Annotated in this window: 17 protein-coding genes; 6 read left to right on the top strand and 11 right to left on the bottom strand. The window is 53.3% G+C overall.

Features of this window, described 5'->3' with window-relative positions:
• Window positions 1-399 precede the first annotated feature (399 nt).
• The 3 genes from A1332_RS13290 to A1332_RS13280 all read right to left on the bottom strand — a co-directional run bounded on the left by A1332_RS13290 (window position 400) and on the right by A1332_RS13280 (window position 7,640).
• Entirely contained in the window at window positions 400-1,359 is a 960-nt protein-coding gene (locus A1332_RS13290; RefSeq protein ID WP_064008971.1) for an SMP-30/gluconolactonase/LRE family protein, read from the bottom strand.
• A 74-nt stretch (window positions 1,360-1,433) separates the two neighbouring features.
• The gene (locus A1332_RS13285) at window positions 1,434-4,193 is read right to left on the bottom strand and encodes a TonB-dependent receptor (RefSeq protein ID WP_231890293.1); all 2,760 of its coding nucleotides are present in this window, start codon (window positions 4,191-4,193) and stop codon (window positions 1,434-1,436) included.
• Window positions 4,194-4,523: 330 nt separating this feature from the next.
• Window positions 4,524-7,640 carry a TonB-dependent receptor gene (locus A1332_RS13280; RefSeq protein ID WP_231890292.1) on the bottom strand — a complete coding sequence of 1,039 codons (3,117 nt, stop codon included), beginning with the start codon at window positions 7,638-7,640 and terminating at the stop codon, window positions 4,524-4,526.
• Between the two features lie 628 nt (window positions 7,641-8,268).
• On the opposite strand from A1332_RS13280, the gene A1332_RS13275 reads away from it, so the two are divergent.
• Both A1332_RS13275 and A1332_RS13270 read left to right on the top strand, forming a co-directional pair.
• The gene (locus tag A1332_RS13275; RefSeq protein ID WP_197491455.1) at window positions 8,269-9,705 is read left to right on the top strand and encodes an aryl-sulfate sulfotransferase; all 1,437 of its coding nucleotides are present in this window, start codon (window positions 8,269-8,271) and stop codon (window positions 9,703-9,705) included.
• A gap of 155 nt (window positions 9,706-9,860) precedes the next feature.
• Window positions 9,861-10,328, top strand: a complete 468-nt coding sequence (locus tag A1332_RS13270) for a cupin domain-containing protein (protein WP_064008969.1) — start codon at window positions 9,861-9,863, stop codon at window positions 10,326-10,328.
• Window positions 10,329-10,556: 228 nt separating this feature from the next.
• On the opposite strand, the gene A1332_RS13265 is transcribed toward A1332_RS13270, so the two are convergent.
• Window positions 10,557-11,633 (bottom strand): sigma-54 interaction domain-containing protein, encoded by a 1,077-nt coding sequence (locus A1332_RS13265; RefSeq protein WP_064008968.1) that lies wholly within the window; start codon window positions 11,631-11,633, stop codon window positions 10,557-10,559.
• Window positions 11,634-12,442: 809 nt separating this feature from the next.
• Between A1332_RS13265 and tatA the strand changes: the two genes are divergently transcribed.
• The 4 genes from tatA to A1332_RS13245 all read left to right on the top strand — a co-directional run bounded on the left by tatA (window position 12,443) and on the right by A1332_RS13245 (window position 17,964).
• Window positions 12,443-12,670 carry a twin-arginine translocase TatA/TatE family subunit gene (gene tatA / locus A1332_RS13260; RefSeq protein WP_064008967.1) on the top strand — a complete coding sequence of 76 codons (228 nt, stop codon included), beginning with the start codon at window positions 12,443-12,445 and terminating at the stop codon, window positions 12,668-12,670.
• A 299-nt stretch (window positions 12,671-12,969) separates the two neighbouring features.
• On the top strand, window positions 12,970-16,146 hold the full coding sequence (locus A1332_RS13255; protein ID WP_064008966.1) for an efflux RND transporter permease subunit: 3,177 nt from the start codon (window positions 12,970-12,972) through the stop codon (window positions 16,144-16,146).
• Window positions 16,147-16,152: 6 nt separating this feature from the next.
• Window positions 16,153-17,370, top strand: coding sequence for an efflux RND transporter periplasmic adaptor subunit (locus A1332_RS13250; protein ID WP_064008965.1), 1,218 nt, complete (start codon window positions 16,153-16,155; stop codon window positions 17,368-17,370).
• A 162-nt stretch (window positions 17,371-17,532) separates the two neighbouring features.
• Window positions 17,533-17,964 (top strand): desulfoferrodoxin family protein, encoded by a 432-nt coding sequence (locus tag A1332_RS13245; RefSeq protein WP_064008964.1) that lies wholly within the window; start codon window positions 17,533-17,535, stop codon window positions 17,962-17,964.
• A 171-nt stretch (window positions 17,965-18,135) separates the two neighbouring features.
• Here the strand turns inward: A1332_RS13245 and A1332_RS13240 are convergent, their stop codons facing one another.
• The 7 genes from A1332_RS13240 to A1332_RS13210 form a co-directional block, all read right to left on the bottom strand.
• Window positions 18,136-18,522 carry a diacylglycerol kinase gene (locus A1332_RS13240; RefSeq protein WP_064008963.1) on the bottom strand — a complete coding sequence of 129 codons (387 nt, stop codon included), beginning with the start codon at window positions 18,520-18,522 and terminating at the stop codon, window positions 18,136-18,138.
• Window positions 18,523-18,525: 3 nt separating this feature from the next.
• Window positions 18,526-19,161 carry a phosphatase PAP2 family protein gene (locus A1332_RS13235; RefSeq protein ID WP_064008962.1) on the bottom strand — a complete coding sequence of 212 codons (636 nt, stop codon included), beginning with the start codon at window positions 19,159-19,161 and terminating at the stop codon, window positions 18,526-18,528.
• A gap of 147 nt (window positions 19,162-19,308) precedes the next feature.
• Entirely contained in the window at window positions 19,309-19,860 is a 552-nt protein-coding gene (locus A1332_RS13230; RefSeq protein ID WP_231890291.1) for a M15 family metallopeptidase, read from the bottom strand.
• Complete coding sequence (locus tag A1332_RS13225) at window positions 19,832-20,458, bottom strand: nucleotidyltransferase family protein (protein ID WP_064008961.1); 627 nt, start codon at window positions 20,456-20,458, stop codon at window positions 19,832-19,834. Before A1332_RS13225 ends, A1332_RS13230 begins: the two co-directional genes overlap by 29 nt.
• Entirely contained in the window at window positions 20,442-21,560 is a 1,119-nt protein-coding gene (locus A1332_RS13220; protein ID WP_064008960.1) for an XdhC family protein, read from the bottom strand. The genes A1332_RS13225 and A1332_RS13220 overlap by 17 nt, the downstream gene beginning before the upstream one ends.
• A gap of 43 nt (window positions 21,561-21,603) precedes the next feature.
• Entirely contained in the window at window positions 21,604-23,856 is a 2,253-nt protein-coding gene (locus tag A1332_RS13215; protein ID WP_064008959.1) for a xanthine dehydrogenase family protein molybdopterin-binding subunit, read from the bottom strand.
• A complete protein-coding gene (locus A1332_RS13210) occupies window positions 23,853-24,326 on the bottom strand; it encodes a (2Fe-2S)-binding protein (RefSeq protein WP_064008958.1) in 474 nt (157 codons plus the stop codon). The genes A1332_RS13215 and A1332_RS13210 overlap by 4 nt, the downstream gene beginning before the upstream one ends.
• Between the last annotated feature and the right edge of the window lie 321 nt (window positions 24,327-24,647).

The following is a 24,647-nucleotide window of genomic DNA, read 5'->3' as shown; positions in this document are numbered from 1 at the left end:
GATTTACAACGTATTATTTATTTTTAATTCATCCAAACTCGCTTAAGGAATTTATAAATTCCCAAGTAAAATTCAGGCAGCTGGTGGAAATTCAGCAGGGTCGCAACACGCACTGTTGCTGGGCTAGCACCACGCCAAGCGTTTAAGGTTGTATGGGCATGTTGAGAGGAGATTTTGCAGATAAGCCGGAGCGAAACTTTGCAACATTCCAAGTTCGAAAACTTGGGGCTTGGCAAAAAAACGCCGGACAAAAAAAACGGGCTAAGGATAAATCCTTGCCCGTTAGAGGTTATCACCACGAGAGCTTGATGAAATAATTGCGATGGCCCTTAAATTCGCCAGCGCGACAAGGGTTTAAGTGCCCAGAGCGGAGAATTCAGATACTCCGCCAACTCAGCACTATTTCGGCCGACTGCTAATACCAGCAGTCAGCAACGGAATTTTATAGGCCGCGCCGCGACCCACCACATACAGGGTTTTCTTATCGATACCGGCGAAGGCCAGATTTTGCGGCTTTTTGGGTAGTGGAATCACGCCCAGAATCTCACCTTTGGCGCTGATGATTTCTACGCCGGCGTTGGAGGCAACATACAATCTACCTTCATCGTCCAATGCAATGCCATCCGCTCCGCTGGACCAAGTGCCGTCTTCACCTTTTTTCCAGCCATCCAGTTTGGCAAAGTTGCGGCGATTCTGAATCGAGCCATCCGCGGCAATGTCGTAAGCCAGAATATGCTCGCCTTGCGTATTGGCGACGTACAACACCTTTTCGTCCTTGCTCAATTGAATACCGTTAGGACGCTCGATGTCGGTTGCCAGTTGCTTAAGCTCGCCGCCCGGTGAAATATAAAATACACCGGGATGCGATGGCGGCGGATTGGGATTTTCTTTATTGGGCCGGGTGCCGCTATCGGTGAAGTAGATACCGCCATTGCTGGCGCGAACTAAATCGTTCGGACGCTGAAATGCCGTGCCTTGGTAATTTTCGGCCAAGGTATTTTTCTTGTTGGCTGGATAGACTACGCCGACTTTGGTTTTTAGGGTTTGTACCGCGATGATTTCGCCATCGGGCGTCAAAGCCAGACCGTTAGCGCCGTTGGAATTTTCCAGAAACGTCGAGACTTTATCGTCCAAGCCGATACGAACGATTTTGTTGGCTTGGGTTTCCGTGAACAATAAACTGCCGTCGGTATAGCCAATGGGTCCCTCCGTGCCGTTAAAGCCGTCCTTGATTAGCTCGGCTACTACGCCACCGGCGGAGACCCCGGGAATAGCGGGCGTAACCGGGTCGTCCGCGCAAGCGGCCGCCCCGTATATCAACGCGCCAAAACCAAGTAAATATAAGTGTTTAGATAACATAAGTATTTCCTTTGCAAATGTTTCGATCAATCAGTTTGCCGGGCGGCAGTTTAGCTGCCCGGCGTAAGTAACAATTAGAATTTGGCTCTAAAGTGCACCCCGTAGTAACGCGCATCGCCGAATGACGCGCTAGCCGCGCCGGTACCGGAAAAGTTACTGGCATTGGTAAAGTAGATGGTGTCGAAAATGTTTCTACCGACCAAATCCAGGTTGTACTTACCATTTTTGGTACCCACACCAATGCCGCCGTCGGTGACGTGATAGGCATCCTGCTTACCGTAACGCGACAAGCTGGCGTTGTAGTTAGCCGCCGATTTAAAGCTATCGATCAGATAGGCATGCCACTGTAGACCGTAGTCGTTACCGTAACCAAAGGTGAGCGGTGCCCGGTAATCTATCCCGTAGTTGGCGGTAAAGGCCGGCGCGTTGGGTATGGTTTTGCCGGTCTGATCGCAATAACCCGTGTTATTAGCCTCCGGCGGGCAAGGCGCGTTGGCAAAGTCGGTATAAATGGCCTTGTTATACGAACCATTCAGGAACACATTCAAACCTTGAGTAATATCCCAATTGGTTTCCAACTCGATACCGCGCAATTGGATACCGCCAATATTGCCTAGCTGAGACAAGAATTGCCCTGAGCGCAATGGATCGGGTGCAACCAACTGCGATTGAAAACTTTGAATGTCGGTTTGGTATAAGTTGACGTTGAACACCAGCTTGCGATCCAGCCAAGTAGTCTTCACACCAAATTCGTAGTCCATCACGTCTTCCGGCTTGACGTTTTCGGTGGCTCCAGTATTGAAGTTGAACTGCGCGGCACCGGATTTTTGGCCTCCGGCCACCGAACCGTAAACCATCAGATCTTTATTGACCTTATAGCTGGGATTGATCAACCAGTTTTGCGAGTTCTGATCGAACCCCTGACGCGGTGCATCCCATTCCGGCCCCAGACGATTGCTGCGGATGGCTTTGGCAGCAGCAATTTGCGCTGCATTGGCACCCAATGACGCTCCCAAAGTATCCAGATTGACACCGCCTAAATTCCGGCTGTAACCGGTGTTTTCCCGACGTTCAAAAGTGTTGCGCAAGCCCAAGGTCAAGGTCGCATCATCGGTGACATGCCAGTTGATCTGACCATAGCCGGCATAGCTGTCAGTGGCCGGCACCACGTTTTGCGTCAACATGGTGTCGCGCATGGACGCCGCCAATAATTGCCGGGATGCCGGAGTGGCATTCAATAGGGCATATTGGCTGTTGCTTGCGTGGAAGGCGCCAGCATCAACGCCGAAAAGGCGTTGATTAAACGTATCGGCGATAGCCCGCATCGCAAATACCCCGAATTGGTAATCGACTGGTCCGGGGTCTTTAGACGCCAGCCTAAGCTCCTGCGACCACTGTTCATTTTTAACGGTCCAACCGGAGATACGCTCGACGTCAGCGGTGCTTGACTCGCCATCATGGTTCGGTTCAAACAACGCATCCCGGTAAGCGGAGATAGAGGTGAAACGATGCCCTGCCACATCCCAGTTAATTTCGGCGGACACACCCGACCCGTCACCGCGCGATTGGCGTCTTTCATTATTCGCCATCGCCCTGGGATCGCCAATCACGGTCACCGCTTGACCATTGCTGCGCAGCGTATTAAACCAATCCCTAGCCAAGCGGGTGCTGAAAGTAGTAGTCCGAAGGGTACCATCATCAAATCTCGTTGGATCGGCGATGAGTGGTTGCACGCTCATGGTTTGGGTCGAGGCGGTTTTATCGACAATCAAGCGCGCACTCAAATCTTCGCTCGGCGTAAACAAAAATTGCAAACGGCCGCCCAGGGCGTTGGTCTCGCCTAAATCACCTTCGCTACGATGTACATCAAAGTTCTTCACAAAACCGTCGCGCTTATCGATAAAACCCGAGGCCCTGTAGGCTAATAAGCCGGGCAATATGGTGCCTGTGGCGCCGAATTTGCCTTGCAGCGCATCGCGGCTTCCGGCAAAACCATCCACGTAATAACTGTTCTTAAACGACGGCGCCTTGGTGGTAATGTTAAGCAAACCCAGGTTGCTGTTTTTGCCTTGCAGCGTACCTTGCGGACCGCGCAACACTTCCACCTGATCCAGGTCGGCAAAGTTGGCCCACGCCGCCCCGGTCCAGGCCCGCCAGACGTTATCTACCATCACCCCAACACTGGGTTCCATGGATTCGTTACCGCTGTTCTTACCCAATCCCCGCAAAGCAATACTGGTTTGCCGGGCATTCGCCGACGTGACCCCCAGGTTGGGTGCGCGCCGGGAAAAGTCTTGCACAGATACCACGTTATCCCGCTCCAGCGTTTCCCGGTTGATTACCGCTACCGGAATCGGCACTTCCTGTAATTTTTCTTCCTTACGCCGAGACGTTACGACCACTTCCGACAGATCTTGCGGTTCGTCGGCTTTTTCTTCCGGCTCCGGTTCGGCAGCCGCCACAACGCTGTCCGGCTCCTGGCTGCTTAGCCCAGCTGCTTCGGCTGTGCCGGCCGCGGCAGGCGCAGTAGCCACACCTTTCTTGAGCAGATCCTGCTCGCGACGTTTGGATGCCTCCAGCTCCCGGCTCAAGCGCTCGACTTGCGCCTGCAAATCGCTAACCTTGCTATCGGCAACCGTTTTGTTTCCGGCTTTTTTTGCGCTTTTTTTCACCGTTGCCGTTTGGGCGATCACATCGTTAGCAAGTAACATTGAACCACCCGCTATTGCCATTGCCACGCACGCCGACAAACCACGCCGATTGCTGATGTGCAACGGCACTTTCACCGATTCGATGTTGTCCGCCGACAGACTCCCCACTAAATATTCCTTCACGATCTCACCTATTCGAATGTTACAAAAACCAATTCGAGCCAACGCCGCTACGACGCCCGCGATCCGAACTTTCTGTAACGCTCAACGCAACGACCGTGCCACAGGGTGATAAACATCCTCCTAGCCATCCATTAATTAGATTTAAACAATTGAATTTAATAACTAACTTTTAAACCAAATTTATCCGCCCTTCTAACTCCGCAACAACGCCGCTAAATAAAAAACTGTTGAAAGGTCATCAGCCTTTGCTGACTAACTGCCCGCCTATCAACAGTTTCGTTTCCAGGTTACGAGCTGGTGTCAATCGCATATTTCGGTCAACCTCCCATCCTAAATTTTCCCGCTTAGCTGAATACCGAACCACCTCGGATAAGGATCCGGCGCATAGGAATTCCAACCAGTTTCGTGATTTCTATCGTTGAAGATGTTTTTACCGATCAAGCTCAAATCCCAGTGCTTGTCACGGGTACCTATGCCTATCGCCGCGTCGGTTCTTGCCCTATCACCTACCCAACCGTAGGCGGATAAGGTATCGCTGTTATTGAACTCTGTTTGGTAATTGGTATTAAAGCTGGTGTGCGCGATGTATTTACTCTCGAAAATCGGTTTGGTGTATTCCGCGCCGACGTTAAAATTCCATTTGGAAGCGCCCGGTAGATATTGGCCGGTCATATCGACGTAATCCCCGGTGAGATAACCCAGCTCATCGGGCTTGGGCGCATTTTTGTAATCCAGATATTCGGCAACGTTATACGCACCGTTAAAGCGGATCGACAAATCAGGGATGGTGTTGATCACACTGTCCAGTTCCACGCCATGTACCCGCACTCGGCCGACATTGCCCTGAGTCGTCGCATAAGCCGTCAAGCCGGAACCGCCGGGCGCCAGATTGACTTCAGTTTGGAATTGATCGACCACTTGTACCGCTTGCTGGTAATTTTTAATATCCATGACAAACGCGTCGACATTGAGCACGACGGACTTATCCAGCCAGAAGGATTTGAAACCAAGCTCCAGGGCATGGGTTTCTTCAGGCTTGACGGTGAAAGGCAGACCGTTGACCGGGGCGATCGATCCGGATTTCTCGCCATATTGCCAGGACAAATACGTCGTCAGGTCTTCATTGATTTTGTAGCTGGGCGTCAGTTGCGCGGTATACAACACATCACGGTAATCATCCTCGACGGTTTGATTCAAGCGGCCGATTTGCGAAGCACGCAGGGTTTTGGCGTTGGCCACCATGGTTTTTTGCGCGGCAGTCAAAGCCGAATAGCTGGAGCCGCCAAAGTAACGCGCCGCCAAGGAATCGGCCAGCGCGGTTTGCTCGGCACTGTTCACGACGGCATCGCCGGCTACTACACCGGTTTGCGCCGCGTTCAGCTTACCGTAATTGGTGGTCGATCCGTAGAACGAGTTGGTAACCGTTTTATTGGAGCCGTCAGGATTTTTGTCGGGTACGCCGTCGCCGTTCTGATCGACCGTAAAAGACTGCGCAGTATCGGAGTTAAACCCGCCGGTCGCCACATCCCTTACCGCTACAGGATTAAACGCTCCGCCGACACCATTTCGGCCAATAATCTTGAAGTTACGCGATTTACGATCTTCATGGGTGGCGCGTACCCCTGCTGTAAGGGTGAATTTATCGGTAAAGTGCAAATCCGATTCGCCGTACAGGGCGCCGGATTGGGTACGGATCTCGGTAGATTCGAAGGTACGCGCATCCTGCAACAGGTCTTTCAGGATAGCCTCACCAGCTCCGCGATTGGTACCGGCGTTTCTATATAAAGCATTGTACTGACCATTGGTGGCAAACCAGGCCCCGGCGTCGGCACCCCAGCCGGCTTTCGAGTCTACATTATCCTTGGTCCACAAACCGATCACACCGGCTTTGTAATCCAGAAAGCCACCCGGTTTGTTGACGATTTTAAATTCCTGCGTCCATTGATTATATTTAACCCCACCGCCGCCATCGGCGCTGATGTCAAACGGCGTGCCTTCGTCGTTATGCGCATCGAAGCGATATTCGCGCACCCCGGTCCTGGAACTCAATACATGATTGCCGACTTCCCAGTCGATTAAGGCCGCCGCGCCCTGATTGTTGACGGTTTGACCTTTATTTTGGTCGAACCAGACGGTGCCGCGTTGTTCGCCGCCAATGTAGTCGTTATAGGTAAAGCCTCGATTCGCAAAATATTGCCCGGCCGCCGCTCTTGAGCCAACAGCGCTGATCGCACCCGGACTTGTCGTGTCGGTCAGTGCAAATTGGTTGCTATGACTGAAATAGCCATTGAGTTTGGAGTAGGCGGATGTGCCGTTTCTATCCGTGAGACTGCCGTCGGCAAACCGAAAAGGCTGATCGTGGTAGAAGGTCAAACCGTTTTGCAGCTGCGGCTGCTTGGGCTCAAAGTCGGCGATGAATCTTGCCGTCAGATTGGATGTCGGGGTAAATAGCAACTGCGCGCGGCCACTTAAGCGGTCACGGTTATATAGTGTGTAATTTCTATCGTATTCGTTTTCGTAAAAACCGCGCGCCTTGTCAACGATAAACGAACCGCGCCAAGCCAGAAAATTATCAATCACCGTACCGCCCAAAGCCCCTTGCAAGATCAGCGATTCCCTTTGCCCATAAGCGGCGGACAATTCGGCCGTTGGCGCAAATGTCGGCAATTTTGAGGTAACATTGACCTTACCGGAGCTGGCAGCTAAACCGCCTTCGGTGCCGCGCGGCCCGCGCGTTACTTCCACAGCTTCCACGTCGTAAAAACTGAAGTTAGCCAGCTGCGTCAAGGCGTACGGGACGCCGTCCACCGTCACACCGACGCTGGGGTCCTGCGTTTCCGTGAAGCTTCTTTTACCCAAACCGCGCACCGACAATGAGGCGCCACGCGTGTTGTTCTGGTTGAACTGTACGTTGGAGGCGCGGCGGGTGATGTCGCCCAAGTCCCTGGACAATTCCCGGTTAAGCTCGGTGCCGGATACCACTGATACCGATTGCGCCACCTCGTGTAATTTCGCCAATTTGGGCTTGGCCTTGACGACCACTTCACCCAAATCCTCTTTTTGGTCTTCGTCGTTCTTGGCTAAAGCCTCAGCCGGCGCTTCATTCTGCGCGGCAGTGGTTTCTGTAGATGTTACCGCGGCTCCGGCTGGCGCAGCACCTATTGCGCCTTGCTTGATAAATTCCAATTCGCGTTGTTTGGCGGCAGCAAGCTGCTGACGCAAAGCCTGATTTTCCGCTTCCAAATCGCTAACCGCTTTGCTATTTACGCTTTTGCTTTTGCTGTTTTTTTTCGGCGCGGCTTCCACGTCAAATGCCGACACCATAGACACCCCGGCGATAGCCATTGCCACGCAAGTCGATAGCCTGCGGCGCGCACTGATTACTTGAGGAACCCCTTCCTGTCGAGTAGCGCTTACTGAAAAAGCACTTGCTAATTTATCGCTCACTATTCCACCTAAACGAATGTTAAAAAATCGATATCAACCAACATCAAAACTCTGCCGGCAATAAATCAAACCGGCTTTAATATCGATTTTGCAATAGGCATGCCAGCAGTACGTAAATAGCGATATCGGGCAAAACATATCCAATCAATAATTTATAAATATCTGTATTTATTGATTAATAAAATTTTTTATCAGTTATTGATCAGCAAAAATAATGATAAAAATCACTCAGTGTTTTTACGTGAAACTGCTGGAACTCAAACAGCAGCTGCTGACAGGGTGAATAGCCTTTGTTGTTAGCCTGAATCAGCCTTGCTGAGCGGCTGATCGGCATCTGTTGAATTAGAAATACAACTTGCTGGCAGCCTGCCCGCCATTCAACAAGCTCAGCCAGAAGTCGATAGATTCCGGATCAATTTGCAGCGCAGCTTGCTTGAAAACATTTTCCGGTAGCAACGGTGCATTGATGGCAAACCTTGATTTACCAAGCCCTGATCGGGTTTGAGTTTATTAGGTGGAGCTTTTCGGTAGGCACATGGATTAAATAAAAAATTGTTGGCTTGATCATTGCTTACAGACATCCCTGAGCACCAGCACAGCCAAACGCCCGTTCATAAAGGAATAAGAAATGACCCAAATAAGACCATCCGCAACCTTACGCGGCAGCAAACCAAACCGGCCATCGCGTAAATCCCAGGCCTGGCAGCAAACCGCGTTAATTGTGCTGGGAACCGCGCTTAGCGTCTCGGCCTTATCAGGACCAAGCGTTTTCCCTACCGGCACCACGCGCTACGATCCAGGCAAAGCCTATAACTCGTTTGTATTGTTCAGCGGCGGCGACAACATCGCGCATCTGATCGATTTAAACGGTAATTCCGTTCACGAATGGCCGGATGCCGCCAGCCACAGCACCCTTATCAATCCCGCCGTGAACGGCGGTAAACTGGGACATATATTTGTCACGCAGGAAACCACCGAAGGCAAAGGAACCGACTTGGTGCCCGGCCAAGTCAGTAAGAAGATCACCAAAACCATCGCCGAGCTGGACTGGGACGGCAAAACCGTCTGGAGCTTCGGCGACAAAGCGCCTGGCGGCGCCGCGCAACAACATCATGACTGGGCCAGATTACCCAACGGCAATACCGTGGTATTGGCTAACCTCGTGCATCCGGTGAAAGGCTTTAAGCAGCCGCAAGTGTTGGACGACGTGATTTATGAAGTCAATCCGGCAGGCGAAGTGGTCTGGAAATGGATCGCCTCGGAGCATTTGCAGGAGTTCGGCTTTACGCCCGCCGAACTTAAATTGGTCCGCAGCGCCGAGATAGCCGACTACCTGCATGTGAACAATCTGAAAGTCGTTGGCCCGAACCGCTGGTATGCGGCCGGCGACCAGCGCTTTCACCCTGATAATTTGTTGATCGATGCGCGCAACGCCAATTTCATTATCATCATCGACAGAAAGACCGGCAAAGTGGTTTGGAATCTTGGCCCGCACTACCCAGCGGCTTCCATCGAGGAACAACTGGCCCGCAAGGTACCGCGCCCGGTCGATCAAATCAGTGCTCAGCACGATGCGCACATCATCCCGGAAGGCTTGCCCGGAGCCGGGAATTTACTGGTGTTCGATAATCAAGGCATCGCTGGCTACCCGCCGGCTCCCGTGCCGCGCACCGGCGGTTCGCGGGTGTTGGAAATCGATCCGATCAAGAAAGAAATTGTCTGGCAATACACGGGTGAAAGTTCGGGCGGCCCGAGTTGGTCGTTTCGTAGCACGCACATCAGCGCCGCTCGCCGCCTGCCCAACGGCAATACTTTCATAGACGAAGGCCAAAGTGGTCGCTTATTTCAAGTAACAACGGACGGCGACATAGTTTGGGAATACGTGAATCCTTATTTTCGCACCGGTAAGGACGCTGTGACCGGCCGCGCCACCGCGAACAACTCGCTCTACCGCGGCCAACCGGTACCCTACGATTGGGTACCCGCCGGCACGCCGCATAGCGAGAATCCGGTGAATGCGCCCGATTTGAGTAAATTTCGGCTACCGGCAACTCCGGCTTTATAAGGTAAAGATTTTCAAGCAAACAACCGTGGGTTTCGGGGTATCCGGAAGTGCTGGTTGGTAGACGGGTTACTGCCATTAAGTCAAAAGGAATAGGCACTGTGTAACCGGATACCCCGAAACCCATAGCACCAACTTCCTATAAATTGGAGATTTAAATGTTACGTACACGTATTCGGCCGCCGTTATCGCTACTGACCTTGGTAGTCGCCTTGCCCTTTACTTGTAGCTCGGCGGCAGCGCTGGAACTTGACCCCAAAGCCATTTCCATCAAACTGCCGGAGCAAATCAATTGGGTGGCAAATCCCAGCGGCTCGGAAAGCGCGGTACTGGTCGGCGATCCGAACAAACCCGGCCTGTATGTGGTGCTGAATAAATGGAAGGCGCATCACAATAGCAAGCCGCATTCGCACCCAAACGACCGCTTCATCACTGTGATTTCAGGCACTTGGTGGGTCGGCACCGGCAGTAATTACGACCCCGAGCATTTGCAACCGGTACCGGCTGGCAGTTTCGTCACCCACTACGGCAACGAAATCCATTACGACGGCGCGAAGGATGAAGATACGATTTTGCAGATTGTCGGCATTGGCCCTGCTACATCGACCCCGGCACCTGGAAAATAGCGTATGAAGTACCTGATTAGCAAGAATCTTCACCTATAGCACCCAAAAGATCGTCATTCCGGCAGGGATTGCCGGAATCCAGGCTTCATGGATGATTCGAAGCTTACCATCCATGGCACTGGATACCCGCTCTTGTGCCCTGTGGGTATCCGTGCGGGTAGCTTCTTACTAATCAGATTGAACTAAGCACCCTGCCGTCGGCAAAGTACTTGAAGGAATTTGCGGAGATTAATCTTCGCCTTCTTGATAAGCGACGGCCAATTTTCTCTGACCATTGGCCAACATGCCGTACAGCCCCAGCTTGTGGCGCAGTACGTTACGGCTAATATCCAGCAAGCGCGCGGTTTGCACCTGGTTTTCTTCGCAAAACTCGAACGCCGTGCGAATCACGGTCTCTTCGATAATGTCGAACAACTTGGGCGGTGCTTGTTCGCACAAGCGCAGTAGCGAACTTTCCAGCGAGGAGGTTGAAACCATGGGCCCGCTCTGTGAGACTCGTACCCCCGACAACTTAAAGTCCTCCGGACGCAAGCGATTGCCTGGGCAGACCAACAAGGCCCTATGCACCGCATTTTCCAACTCGCGAATATTGCCGGGCCAGTCGTAATTTAACAAAGCCAGCTCGGTGGAAGGCGATAGTTTGATTTCGCCATAGCCCAGGCGGTCGCCGTAGACTTTCAGAAAGTGTCTGGCCAAGGGCAAAATATCGCCCGGCCGTTCCCGCAACGGCGCCAAGTGAATCGCCGCCACATTGAAACGGTAATACAGGTCGGCGCGAAAATGCGACGCCGCCACCGCTTCTTCCAAATTAACATTGGTAGCGGCGATGACTCTGACATCCACCGGCGAAGGCGTGCGCGAACCCACCTTTACCACTTCCCTTTCCTGCAATACCCGCAATAATTTCGCTTGCAAGCCCAGCGGTAAATCGCCGACTTCGTCCAGAAACAAACTGCCTTTATTGGCGGTTTCGAACCAACCTTCTTTTGTATTCAAAGCACCGGTGAAAGCGCCTTTTTCGTGGCCGAACAATTCGCTTTCGATGAGGTTTTCACTGAGTGCCGCGCAATTTAGAGCACCGAACGGTCCTTTGGCGCGCTTACTAAGTGCATGCACATGCCTGGCGACTAATTCCTTGCCGGTCCCCGTCTCGCCGATGATCAGCACAGTCGCATCGCTGGGCGCGATCCGCTCGATGTGCTCCAACAGTTTTCGTGAAACCGGATCCTCGAACACCATCGCAGTGGCTCGTACCGTGTGCGACAGCTGTCGTAATTGCAATTCGTCAAATGCCAATAATGTCATACGGTTTCCCCTTTACTGCGAGCAACGATGCCGTCACTCAATAATATATCCATGAAAGATCTTTTCCTAAGATGTCAAAAATAGTGATTCGTCGCGGCATCACAAGTTAACTGTGCCGATACGCAAACGCCGAACAAAAATCAGCCTTGCCGTGCCCAAAGTCAGTCCACAAACTGCCGCCTTCGCTGAGCACAGGCCAAAAAAAAGCCAGCAGTCCTTTGGGGACAAACTGGCTTCCGGCGGTCCGGTCAGCAGAAGTGGATGTTATGGAGACAAAATGCTCGGATAATAACAGCGAGATACCAGGCTCCAAGCATGGTTCATGCCACTTCGTATTTACAGCACATAATAAAGGATTACAGGTTTTTGCGAAACACCAATGTTGCCACAGCAACATAATCTGTTGTTTAAGTGTTGATATATCAACACATTTCCATGAGTCTGAATTTTACTTGCGAAGCATTGGCCTTTTTCGCGCTAATCCAATTGAGTCGGGCTTTTTCGACAAGCCCAGTCAGCCGAAATCGTTCGCCAAACATGCCCGCTATGTTTCGACCTGTTCGTATACCAGCAGCATTTGCTGACGCGATGCTGGTAAATCAGCATTTTTTTGGATATTTGCCGTTAACCCGCGTGCTTCCATGTTCGGGGTGTTGTCGATCTGCCTGGAACACAGGGGTAATTTGGCGTATTCCAGCAATCACCCAGCATATTGGCCCTTATCTTGCTGAAGACCGGATTGAAAAGGCTAAGTCAATATTCACAAGCGACTTACCTAAAATCGGCAACTTTTAACTTTGGAGAAAAAAATGGGCTTGAGCATTCCCCACCTATTAGTAGTTTTAGCGATTGTGGTCCTGGTATTCGGCACCAAGCGCCTGAAAAATGTCGGCGCCGATCTGGGCGATGCGATCAAGGGATTTCGTAATGCTGTAAAGGAAAGCGAAGACGCCGAAGACGCCAAAGCGATCACCCAACTCTATCAGGAAGAATTATCCGGCGAGTTGATAGGCAAAGCTGACCGCACCAAGGCTTGATACGCCGGGTTGCTGTTCTCAGGCTAAAGGCGCTTAGACCCGAGTCCTGCTGCCAAAGCAGCAGCTTTTGATCGCCGCCTGTTTGCATACCAACAGCTTAGAACATTTACCCGGTAAAAATTATGCTGCTGATTCTCACCTGAGCCCAAACGCATGCAGTGCACTATGCTTCGAAAAATCTGTGCAGATTGATTGGTATAGCTATTGCTTAAGACAAACATTAAATTGCCTTTGCCGGAAAAACGATAGCTTTAAAACCGGCCGGACCTCGCTAACCAATCGGATCTCCCGAGAAATCCATGTGGATCGTTAATATTGCTTTACGCCGCCCCTATACCTTTATCGTGGCGGCGCTGTTGATTCTATTGTCTACCCCGTATGTGCTGCGGAAAATGCCCACCGATATTTTCCCAACCATCGATATTCCGGTGGTAGCGATGCTCTGGCAATACAACGGCATGACCGCCAAGGAAATATCCGACCGATTAACAACCACCGTCGAGCGCTCCATGGCATTGATCGACGGCATCGAACACAGTGAATCCTTGTCTTACAGCGGTGCGGCTGTCGTTAAAGTATTTTTCCATCCTGGCACCGACATCCGAACTGCTATCGCGCAGGTGATGTCCAGCAGCAACTCGGTTTACCGTTCGCTGCCGACCAATGTGGCGCCTCCGCAGGTCATTCAATATTCGGCCGCCGATCTGCCGCTGGTGCAATTGGGTATCTCCAGCAGCATTGTGCCGGAAACCGATGTCAACGACCTGGTCAATAACATCGCCAGGACCGCGTTGCAATCCAAACCCGGCGTGGCAATGACTAATCCGTTCGGCGCCAAAAGCCGGCAAATTACGCTGGATGTCGATGCTCCGGCTCTGTTGGCGCGCGGACTGTCGCCCGCCGATTTAAACGATACCCTGGCCGCACAAAATCTGATTTTACCCACCGGCACCGTAAAAATCGGCAGTAACGAATACGATGTCAGCCTGAACGGGGCAGTGGCCGCGATTCCGCGTCTGGCCGACCTACCGGTTCGCACTGTGAACGGCGTTACCACGCTGGTCCGCGATGTAGCGACGGTGCGTGACGGTGCGGCGCCGGTGACCACCATCGCCCGTCAAAACGGCGAGCGTGGCATATTGACTTCGATCTTCAAGGTCGGTCGCACCTCGACTCTGGAAGTGGTGGAACACGTCCGGCAAACCATTCCGAAAATGCTGGGGATGATGCCGGAAGGCATCAATATGCGCCTGATGTTCGACCAATCGCTATTCGTGAAAGCCGCAATCGGCAACGTGTTGCACGAGGCACTGATTGCCGCCGGCCTCACTGCGGCGATGATCCTGCTGTTTCTGGGTAACTGGCGCACCACCTGCATCATCGCGGTATCGATACCGCTGTCTATCATGTGCTCGCTGATTGCCTTGTATTTAGTCGGCGAAACCATCAATCTGATGACGATGGGCGGTTTGGCCTTGGCGGTGGGGATATTGGTGGACGACGCCACCGTGGAAATTGAAAACATCGAGCGGCAAATGCTGCTGGGCAAAAACCCGCATCAGGCCATACTGGATGGCGCAGCGGAAATCGCGATGCCGGCGCTCGTGTCTACCTTATGCATCTGCATCGTGTTTGTGCCGATGTTTTTCCTGTCCGGCGTGGCCCGTAGCCTGTTCGTACCCATGGCCGAAGCCGTCGTATTTGCCATGCTAGCGTCTTACGTTTTATCGCGCACCCTGGTGCCGACGCTGGTGATGTATGTCATGTCCGGCCATCACGGCCATACCGATGCGCCGCCGGGTAACGCGCTAGCACGTGGCTTTCAACGCCTGCATCACGTCTTCGAGCGCGGCTTCGAACAGTTTCGTGGCCACTATCTGATCTTGGCCAGTCATTTGCTGAAACACCGCTTGCGTTACAGTTCGGCGATTTTAGGCTTTTGCCTGGCATCGCTGGGCCTGGTTCCGCTGCTGGGAGAAGATTTGTTTCCGGCGGTGGATGCCGGACAGATTCGCTTGCACGTCCGTGCGCCGTCCGGTACCCGCATCGAGGAAATGCCGCAACAGATCGATGCGGTGGAAAAAGTCATTCGCGGCATCATTCCCGCCGAAGAAATCGCCGATCTACTGGACATCATCGGCGGCCCCTACAGTACCCGTAACACCTTGTTCGGCAACTCCGGCACCGTGGAAACCGCCGACACCGAAATCATGATTTCGCTGCGACCCGGCGATCATGCCCCCAGCGCCGACTATATCAAACGCCTACGCGCGGAACTGCCCGGACGCTTTCCCAACCTGGAATTCTTCTTCCAACCCGCCGATCAGGTCAGCCAGACGTTGAATTTCGGCGTGCCCGCCCCTATCGACATCCAGTTCATCGGCGGCAAGCCGGAAGACGTGATGCCGCAGGTTATCGCCTTGCAAAATCGTTTGCGGCAAGTTCCCGGCATCGTCGATGCGCATATTTATCAACGCATGAACCGGCCGGCGCTGGATTTGGAAATGAATCGCCAGCAATTGCAACAACTGGGTTTATCCGCCCGCGATCTGGCGCAAAATCTGTTACTGACCCTGAGCGGCAGCATGCAAACCGCGCCGTCATTCTGGCTGAATCCGGCTAACGGCAACTCGGTCAATATCGGCGTGATGGGTAATCCGCTGGATTTGGATAATCTGGATGCCTTGATGCGTACGCCGGTCGGCGGCGGTAACGGCCAGCCGCAATTGCTGGGCAATCTGATCAAACTGAAACGCACCGTGTTACCGGTCGCGGTAACGCATTACAACGCCAATAATGTGTTCGATATTTACGCCAGCGTCGAGGGTCGCGATTTGGGTTCGGTGAGCCGGGAAATCGAAACGCTGGTTGCTGACAGCCGCAGCCAACTGCCGCGCGGTGTCGAATTGAACGTGCGCGGCCAAATCGAAACCCTGAAAAGTTCGTTCACCGGTCTGGGCGCTGGCTTGGCGGTCGCCATTGTGCTGCTGTACCTACTACTGGTCGTGAATTTTCAATCCTGGATGGACCCGCTGATTATCGTCAGCGCCCTTCCCGCCGCCTTAGCCGGCATCGCCTGGACGCTGTTTCTGACCGGCACTACGCTAAGCATCCCTGCCCTGACCGGCAGCATCATGGCTATGGGTGTAGTCACCGCCAACAGTATTTTATTGGTTTCGTTTGCCCGCACCCGGTTGACTGAAGGCGTACCGCCAGTCACGGCAGCGCTCGAAGCCGCGGCCACCCGGCTCAGACCGGTGTTGATGACAGCCTTTGCGATGATCGTCGGCATGTTGCCGATGGCCATCGGCTGGGGTGAAGGCGCTGAACAAAACGCGCCGCTGGGCCGTGCCGTGATCGGTGGCCTGGCCTTTGCCACCGTGTCCACTTTACTGTTCGTACCGCTGGTATTTGCCGGCACCCATCGCTGGCTGGCACACCGACTTTCGCATCGTACAACCTTTTTAACTCCCTAAAATCATATGAACAGCATTCCTTCTTCTACCTTTGCGCGACCGTCCACCGACCATTCGCACCTCACCCTGCTGGTAGTAAAGCGGCTTGGTGTGGGACTCTTATTACTACTCCTGCTGGCCGGCGCCTGGCGTCTGGCGCAAAACCTACAACAAGCGGAAACCTTGCAGGCACAAACTGCGGCCAGCCAACAACGCAGCGTCATCGCCGCGCATTCAAAGCCCGGCGAGGCGACCCGCAAACTGGTATTGCCCGCCAGTTTGCGCGGCAACACCGAAACCCAACTCTATGCGCGCAGCAACGGCTACTTGAGCGCTTGGCACAAAACCATAGGCGATCAGGTTAAGAAAGGCGATCTATTGGCGGTGATCGACGTACCCGAGCTGGAACAGGAACTGGCGCAATCGCGGGCCGCGCTGGCGCAAGTGAAAGCCCGGCTGGAATTGACCCGCACCACCTTGCAACGCTGGACGCAGTTGAACGGCACCGACAGCGGCACGCAACAGGAATTCGACGAAAAACGCAGCGCTTTCTTGCAAGCCGAAGCCGATTTCACCGCTGCGCAAGCCAACGTTAAACGCCTGGAAAATATCGAAGGCTATCGGCGCATCGTCGCACCCTTTTCCGGGGTGATAACCCGCCGAGCAGTCGATGTGGGCAGTTTGATCGTGGCCGGCAGTCAGGAGTTATTTGCGATGACTCAAACCGACCCGTTGCGGTTGACGGTTTGGGTGCCGCAAGTCTACGCGGACGACATCAAGGCCGGCCAGGAAGTCTCGGTAAGAGTACTGGATTCGCAAGGCAAACCGGTTAGCGCCCATGTGGATCATGTCGCCGGGGCATTAGACCCGGTCAACCGCTCTCGACAGGTGGATATTACCCTGCCCAACAAGGACGGTAAGTTACTGCCGGGCTCCTACGTGGAAATCTCCATCAACGTCGCCGGCAAATCCAGCCCCTTGGTGGTGCCGGCTAATGTGTTGGTGATCGATCAAGCCGGTCCGCATGTGGTAGTGGTCGATGCGGAACATCGCGTGGCGTTTCGCCCCGTGAAACTGGGCCGCGACTTTGGCCGCGAACTGGAAATATTGGAAGGCATTTCGCCTAGCGATACCTTGGTCGCCAGCCCCTCGGATCTGTTAGTGGAAGGCGAAACCGTGGGCGTGGTGGAAGCCAAACCCAAGCCGGCGGAGAAACCCAAGGACAAAAGTCCGGTGAAATCGTGATACATTTCAACGCGTCGCGCGGTCAGTCGAGCCGGAGCCGCTGCGCACGTTTTTGTCCTGCATTGACTGGATAAGCAAACCCGGCTCAAAACGCGCTGCCGAGCAAGTGGCACTGTGCTTCACTCAGCGGCAAGCAAATTTAACCCATAACAAGGAATTTTCATGGAACGTCGCGATTTTATTCGATTGAGTGCCGCCGGTGCGGCGGTAAGCGTCATTGCCCCCAGCCTGGCCCAGGCCGCCGAAGCCGGCAAACAACCTACACCGCCGGGCGATGTATTTTATACCAAGGACGCGCAAGGCCGCTGGGCCGGCAAAGGCGCTACCCACCTACCGGTAATTGAAGTCGTTAAAGCCGACGGCAAAGCAGCCGTCAAAATCACCACACCGCACGAAATGAAAGGCTACGAGCATTACATCGTCAAACATGTGCTGCTGGATAAAGACTACAAATTCCTGAATGAGCGGATGTTCGATCCCAGCAAAGACCTTGTCGCCATTTCCGAATTCAGTCTGACGGGATACAGCGGCACCATTTACGCCTTGAGCCTGTGCAACAAGCACGATCTGTGGTTGAGCAGCGCTGAGGTTTAAAGCAGTCGGATCGGCGATAACAAGGATGTTATTGCTTTAGATCATAGCTAACCCAATGCCTTCATTATGGCATTGCCCATCATTCACTAGAGCTTTTGTATATTATTAAGGGAAGTACTGTGTTCAAAGGTTTTTTTGATGCGAGTTTGTTTTGTTTTTGAATACGCCCACCTATAAAACAAACGACCACAAATTATTTAGCTCCGTTATCATTACCACAGCCCAAATCAGGATACTTATTCCGGTGGCTGCGGCGGCAATGTCCTTTATGACACGTATTTTTTCGTTTTGCCGCGTTTCCATAAAATCGCAGATTGCTTCTACACAGGTGTTAAACATTTCGCAAATCAACATCAGACCGGTGGCAGCGAATGCCGAAATGAAGTCTACCCACTGGCGAAAATAGAAATAAATAGTCATTACTAGGACAGAAAGTATGACTTTATAGGCTACGCTGAAATCATATAAAACCGCATAGCGCAAACCTGAAAAACAGACCTTTAATTTTTTTAAAGGGTGATAACCACTTTGCCCGGTATTAAGAAATTTGTTACGCATTGCTTATCTCGTGATGATACCGAATTTGTACAGCAGAATTAGTAAACCAATAACCCAAAGCAGACCCAACAAAAAGCCGCCCAAAACATCCGAAGGAAAATGTACTTGTAGATAAACACGTGAAGCGGCAACCAAGGACACCAATAGCAGGGCAATGACAATCAAATAATAATATGTAAAACCTAGTTTTTCCGGTTTTAAGATCCAGCAGAATGACATGGCAAAAGCAACGATTTGCGCGGTATGAGCGCTGGGATAGGAAGCGTCCAATGGGATATCACCAAGTACCTGGAATAAATCGGGACGTGGCCTAGCAAACCAGAGCTTAGCTAGACGGCTAAATAAGGCGGCACCGAAAAGGCTTAACGCTAGAAACCAGGCATCCAAGGTGCGTTCGTTCTTGATGAGAAACCCGCATATCAGCACAGTTACGGGAACCAAAATAAAGAGTGATCCGCCCCAGGTGATGACTGTGAAAAAACGGTCCGGCCAAAACCCCCTAAATCCTTGAGCGATGCCCAGCAGATAGCGATCCCAGTGATAGGGCGGCGTGCTGATAAATTCTATGAGAACCAGCAGAACAATGGTGGCTAACCAAATTCCAATTGTTGGTAGATATTTGAAATCCAGGGTATTCATTGTTTAACCTCATGCAGCATCCATGGCCAGCTTTATTGATGATTATTAACCGTCATCACCCTCAAAGTCATCATGGATTGTTTATCAGCGAATCCATCTTAGCGTGCTGGATCGCGAATTAACGGCAGTAGTTCCCAGGCATCGCTACTAATCGCCTCGATAACACCAATGCCAGGGTTCGTAAACATAGCCGAATGGATTGTCGCGCGGGAACGATAGACAGAATTCAAAGCGCTGCGCGTTGTTTGCTAGCCAGTGAAATGCGCGGGTATTTTCGAACTGCTCGCCCAGCTCCGGGCACTCGTCGCTACCTATATCGATAGCACGGCCGCTATGGTGTTCGCTGTAACCGGGCGGCGCCAAGACGCGCAGAATCTCGTCGATAGTTTGACCTTTCCCGAGCTTGCGCCGAATGATGTCGGCTTGATAATCCGCACTGCGAAAGGCCGATACCATCAGCAAGGCAATACCTTCCTCGGCGGCGGCCAGTTTCAATGCGTGCCAGGCGGTTGCCGCAGCGGCCGTGAGATAAAACTCTCTACCCTGCGGCCTGGTTTCCCCGACGACCAATTCGGTCGGCTCGCGGCATAATTCCAAGCCTCTGGCTGTCGGCAGATCTTCCGGAATCCCCAACTCGACAAATATCCTGCGAATTCTCGACAAGTAGTCGTCAAGCTGTTCCGCAAGCATCGGCTGCATCTGATTTATGTGCATGTAAACGCTGATAATCGCCTTGCGTGTCGATATCCAGTTCCGCTTCCTGTAACGGCACTTTTACCAGCGTTTCTTCAAACTGCATCAACAAGGGTTTGGCCCCGCGATCGCCTGTTAAACCGGCTAGCTGCGCAAAATACGCAGCCGGGAATACCGCCGGCACGCCAAACGACTCCGCGTACTGGCTCACCACGATGCGTTCCGGCGCGTGTTGCCAGGCTTGCAGCAGGCTTTGCAGATGCGCGGCGTTAATCAGGGGTTGGTCGCACAGCATCAATAACACCGCATCCGCCTTGGCCGGCAAGGCCTGGATACCTGCTCGAATAGAACCGGCCATGCCGTCCGCCCAATCCGGATTCAGCGCCACACTTACGTCATACAGATCGATAGCGGCTTTTATCGCCTCGGCATTAGCACCCAACACCACCACGATTCGCTCCGCCAAAACAGACCGCGCACTGCCAATTGCATGCGCCAGAAATGGACGGCCTTGCCAGACCAGCAATTGTTTGGGGCTACCCATCCGACTGGACGCACCGGCGGCCAGGATGACGGCATAGACATTATCAATGGCTGCATGCATGCTGTACGGAGACTACGTCATTGCCTAATTGCAAGCCGCTACGGCCGTTGAGCTGGGCATTGATGCCGGCCACGATAGACAACGCAATTTCTTCCGGGGTTTGTGCGCCGATGTCCAAGCCGACTGGACCGAACACACGCTCGTTGATTAGCGCGGCATCGTCGCCCAGGCTTTGCAGTAACCGCAGTTTGCGATGCGCCGGCCCCAGCAAGCCGATAAATGGTGCCCGGCAATGCACGATGGCTTGCAGGTAGCGTTGGTCGTATTCGACGTTGTGGGTCATCATCATGATGGCGTTGAAGCGATTTAAATCCAGTTGCGCCGAGACCTGTTCCGGTGTCAGATGCAATAATTGATCGGCCAACGGAAAACGCTCCGGATTGATATGCGCAGGCCGGTGATCGACCAAGGTTACCCGCCACCCCACGGATTTGGCGCAATTTACCAGCGGTATCGCGTCGGCGCCAGCGCCGAATATCAGCAACTGCCAAGGCGGTTGCACCGGGTCGTAAAAGGCTTTGATGTCCTGGCCGTCGAGCAGATGGGTTTCGATGCGTGGTTTTTGTTGCAAGGCGGTTTGCAGCGCGGCCGTAGCAAACGGAAACGGCGCACTGGGCAAGATCGGCTGCTGACCGACAATGGCCGCCGGCAGGAACTGGCTGCGACCGGCCGGAAAATCCGCGTGCGTAGAATCGAACACCGTCACCAATACCCCATGAGACTGGGTTTCGGCGGCCTCGACCAGCAAATTCAACGGACTGAAATCCTGCTCCGCTGTCAATAACTGCAACAACACCCTAACCGCACCGTTACAACCTAGTCCCAAACCCCAGATTGCGTCTTCCCCGGAGCGCATATCGTAAAACACGGTGTTGGCGTGGCCGGTTGCGAACACCGAAGCGGCCTGCTCTACCAGATCCCTTTCAAAGCAGCCACCGCCCAGCAAACCGACCAACTCGCCGGTCTGGGTAATCAGCATCCGCGCGCCGGCCTTCTGATACGTCGAGCCAAAGGTTTCGATAATGGTCGCCAGCACGCTGTCTTCCTGGTCGCGTTGCAGTCGCCGATAGGCTTCTTGCAGATGATTGATGTGATTGGCCATGGCTTACTCGCTTGCGGGTATGCCGACGATTGTACTAGCCATATCAACTCCAGCTCAAATCGGTGCGCAATAGCGGCAATTGCCGGACTCGCACGCCGGTGGCGGCGAAGATCGCATTGCACACCGCCGGCGCCAACGGCGGCAGTGCCGGCTCGCCCAGACCGGTGACCGGATAATCGGTTTTCAGAAAATGCACATCCACGCGGGTGGGTGCATCAGCGATGCGGATCATCGGATAATCGCCAAAATTGCTTTGCACTATCCGGCCTTTTTCGATGTTCAATTCCTGGAACATCAAGGCCCCCAGACCATCGATGACCGAGCCCTGCACCTGATTTTCCGCGCCGCTGAGATTGACGATTTGCGCGCCAATGTCGGTGGCAACGACCACTCTATCGACCTTGAGCTTGCCGTCTTTGGATACAGTAACTTCCGCGACCTGAGCGATGTAACCCAGATGGCTGAAATGAAAAGCGATGCCCTGCCCTTGGCCGCGCGAAAAAGTTTTCTTGCCCCAGTCGGCTTTTTCCGCGACGTGCTGCAACACATGCTTCATCCGGTTCACATCGTAAGGAATACCTTGCTGGCCGGTGCCGGGAATAAAGCCTTTATCGCCCAAGATTTCCAAACGAAACTCCAAGGGATCGCGGCCGGAGGCATGCGCCAGTTCGTCGATGAAGCTATGAAACACCCACGCAAACACATTGCTGCGCGGCGCCCGCCACGGCCCCATCGGAATATTGCACTCCAGCGGCGTTTGCTCCAGTAGACAGTTTTCCACCCAGCGACCGGGAAACTCGTCGCCGGACAAATTGGCGCCACTGCCCAGTTCCAGGGTTTCCTTGCCGTCCTTCACCACTTTATGGGCAAAGGTGACGAAATGGTTATGCCAGGCGATCAGCTTGCCCTTGTCGTCCAGGCCACCTTTTAAGAAGTGAAAACCGCCGGCGCGAAATTGATCGTGTTGCAAATCGTCTTCGCGGGTCCAGGTCAGTTTGACCGGTACGCCGATTTGCTTGGCAATCGCCGCCGATTCGATGATGTAATCAGGAATCAAACGCCTACCAAAACCGCCACCGCTGCGGGTAATATGCAGCGTGATTTTCTCTTTCGGAATCCCTAAAGTGTCCGTAACGATCTTCTGCCCGGCTTCCGGGTTTTGAGTCGGCGCCCAAATCTCGATCCCGCCGTCTTTGAACCAGGCCGTACAATTTTGCGGTTCGATGCTGGCGTGGGAAATGAAGGGATAGCTGTAGGCCGCTTCAACGGTTTTGTCGGCATCGTCCAAAGCCTGCTTGGCGTTGCCATCGTTACGCAACACGTCACTGCCGGCCTGCTCTGATAATTCCTTGGCCTTAGCGCTGAAGCCTGCCCAGCTTTGCGCGGCCGCCGGGCCTTCGTTCCAGACCACTTTCAGTTGCTTGCGGGCGGTGAACGCCGCCCAAGTGGAATCGGCGACTATCGCCACGCCGGGCAACAAGCCTTTTAAGCTGGTTCCGCCCTCGACGATAAACGCATGCTTAACGCCGGGCAGCGCTTTGATTTTATCCAGATTGGCGCTGACCACTTTGCCGCCAAAAGCCGGACATTTTTGATAAGTCGCGTACAACATACCCGGCAGTTGCACGTCGATGCCGAACAAAGGCTTGCCGGTGACGACGCCCGGGTTATCAACGCCGCCGATCCGCGTACCCAGTAATTTGTAGTCCTTGGGGTCTTTCAGTTTCACCGAGTCGGGAGCAGGCACCGGTATCGACACGGCTTTTTCCACCAGCTGACCGTAGCTTAGCTGTTTACCGCTGGCCGGATGATGCACCGCGCTATCTTTGGCAATCAGTTCAGCGGCAGGCACCCGCAGGAGTTCAGCAGCGGCCAAGATCAGCATGGTTCTCGCCGTCGCGCCGAGCTTGTGAAACTCCTGGTAATTGGTCGGCGTTGAGCGCGAACCACCGGCACTTTGGCTACCGTAAATCGGGTCCAAGTCGCCCTGCACGATTTGTACATCCAGCCAATTAACCTCCAGTTCCTCGGCGATCACCATCGGCAACGAGGTCTTAATGCCCTGGCCTATCTCCGGCTGCTTGCTGATCAATGTAACCTTGCCGGTCGGCGCGATGTGGATAAAGGCATTGGGTTTAAAGACGCTGCTTTCCGAAATGGTGGACGGTTTGGCGATGCGTTTAGCGGCGCTATCGGCCACATTCAGATAAAAACCCAGCACCAAACCACCGCCAGCCAGCGTGGACTTGCGCAAAAAATCGCGGCGGCTGGCATTTTCCAACAGAGATTCGTTCATACGGCCTCCTTGGCAGTAAGTTCAGCGGCGCGGTGTATGCCCGCGCGTATCCTTAAATAAGTCCCGCACCGGCACAGATTGCCGGCGAGTTCGGCGTCGATCTCGGCGTCGGTCGGGCGGGGATTTTTTTTCAGCAGCGCGGCGGCAGTCATGATCTGCCCGGCCTGACAATAACCGCATTGCGGCACATCCAGTTCTTGCCAGACCTTCTGCAAGGGGTGTTCGCCACTGGGATGCAGACCTTCTATCGTAGTGACCCGGCTTTGGCCGACTTTGGCAATCGGCGTCAGACAAGCCCGGGTCGGCTGGCCGTCGATATGCACGGTACATGCACCGCACTGCCCTATCCCGCAGCCGAATTTGGTACCGACCAGATTGAGATGATCGCGCAGCACCCACAGCAAGGGCGTGTCGGAATTAACATCCACGGTCTTTTGCGTACCGTTGACGTTGACTGTGTATTTGCTCATAAGAATCGATTAATTGATGGTTGTAATTATCTGGAGCTCACTCGTAGCAAGCCACAGTTAAGCAAGATTCACACCTATATATGTCCAGAATATGCCTTGCACACAAAAGCCATGTAAACAATTGAATATCAAGCCGTTTATTAGCCAAATCGTGTCTCTTGAAGAAAACAAGTCGCTCATTGCCAGCCGGCTTACCCGTCACCAGCCAGGAAATAGCTGATATATCAACACATAGCCAGCAACTTTTGCTGGCCAGACAACACATAACCTACGTATAAATCTATATTTTTCTTTGCAAACAATAACCTGAATCCGTGACTC

It is taken from the genome of Methylomonas methanica (assembly GCF_001644035.1).
Lineage (GTDB): Bacteria > Pseudomonadota > Gammaproteobacteria > Methylococcales > Methylomonadaceae > Methylomonas > Methylomonas methanica_A.
Note: the sequence above shows the minus strand (reverse complement) of the source record. Positions and strands in the feature narration are given on the sequence as shown.

Bases quoted from the DNA above. Each gene is read 5' to 3' on its own strand.
- A1332_RS13290 (WP_064008971.1), bottom strand. From the start codon at position 1,359: ATGTTATCTAAACACTTATATTTACTTGGTTTTGGCGCGTTGATATAC.
- A1332_RS13275 (WP_197491455.1), top strand. From the start codon at position 8,269: ATGACCCAAATAAGACCATCCGCAACCTTACGCGGCAGCAAACCAAAC.
- A1332_RS13270 (WP_064008969.1), top strand. From the start codon at position 9,861: ATGTTACGTACACGTATTCGGCCGCCGTTATCGCTACTGACCTTGGTA.
- A1332_RS13265 (WP_064008968.1), bottom strand. From the start codon at position 11,633: ATGACATTATTGGCATTTGACGAATTGCAATTACGACAGCTGTCGCAC.
- tatA (WP_064008967.1), top strand. From the start codon at position 12,443: ATGGGCTTGAGCATTCCCCACCTATTAGTAGTTTTAGCGATTGTGGTC.
- A1332_RS13255 (WP_064008966.1), top strand. From the start codon at position 12,970: ATGTGGATCGTTAATATTGCTTTACGCCGCCCCTATACCTTTATCGTG.
- A1332_RS13250 (WP_064008965.1), top strand. From the start codon at position 16,153: ATGAACAGCATTCCTTCTTCTACCTTTGCGCGACCGTCCACCGACCAT.
- A1332_RS13245 (WP_064008964.1), top strand. From the start codon at position 17,533: ATGGAACGTCGCGATTTTATTCGATTGAGTGCCGCCGGTGCGGCGGTA.
- A1332_RS13240 (WP_064008963.1), bottom strand. From the start codon at position 18,522: ATGCGTAACAAATTTCTTAATACCGGGCAAAGTGGTTATCACCCTTTA.
- A1332_RS13235 (WP_064008962.1), bottom strand. From the start codon at position 19,161: ATGAATACCCTGGATTTCAAATATCTACCAACAATTGGAATTTGGTTA.
- A1332_RS13230 (WP_231890291.1), bottom strand. From the start codon at position 19,860: ATGCAGCCGATGCTTGCGGAACAGCTTGACGACTACTTGTCGAGAATT.
- A1332_RS13225 (WP_064008961.1), bottom strand. From the start codon at position 20,458: ATGCATGCAGCCATTGATAATGTCTATGCCGTCATCCTGGCCGCCGGT.
- A1332_RS13220 (WP_064008960.1), bottom strand. From the start codon at position 21,560: ATGGCCAATCACATCAATCATCTGCAAGAAGCCTATCGGCGACTGCAA.
- A1332_RS13215 (WP_064008959.1), bottom strand. From the start codon at position 23,856: ATGAACGAATCTCTGTTGGAAAATGCCAGCCGCCGCGATTTTTTGCGC.
- A1332_RS13210 (WP_064008958.1), bottom strand. From the start codon at position 24,326: ATGAGCAAATACACAGTCAACGTCAACGGTACGCAAAAGACCGTGGAT.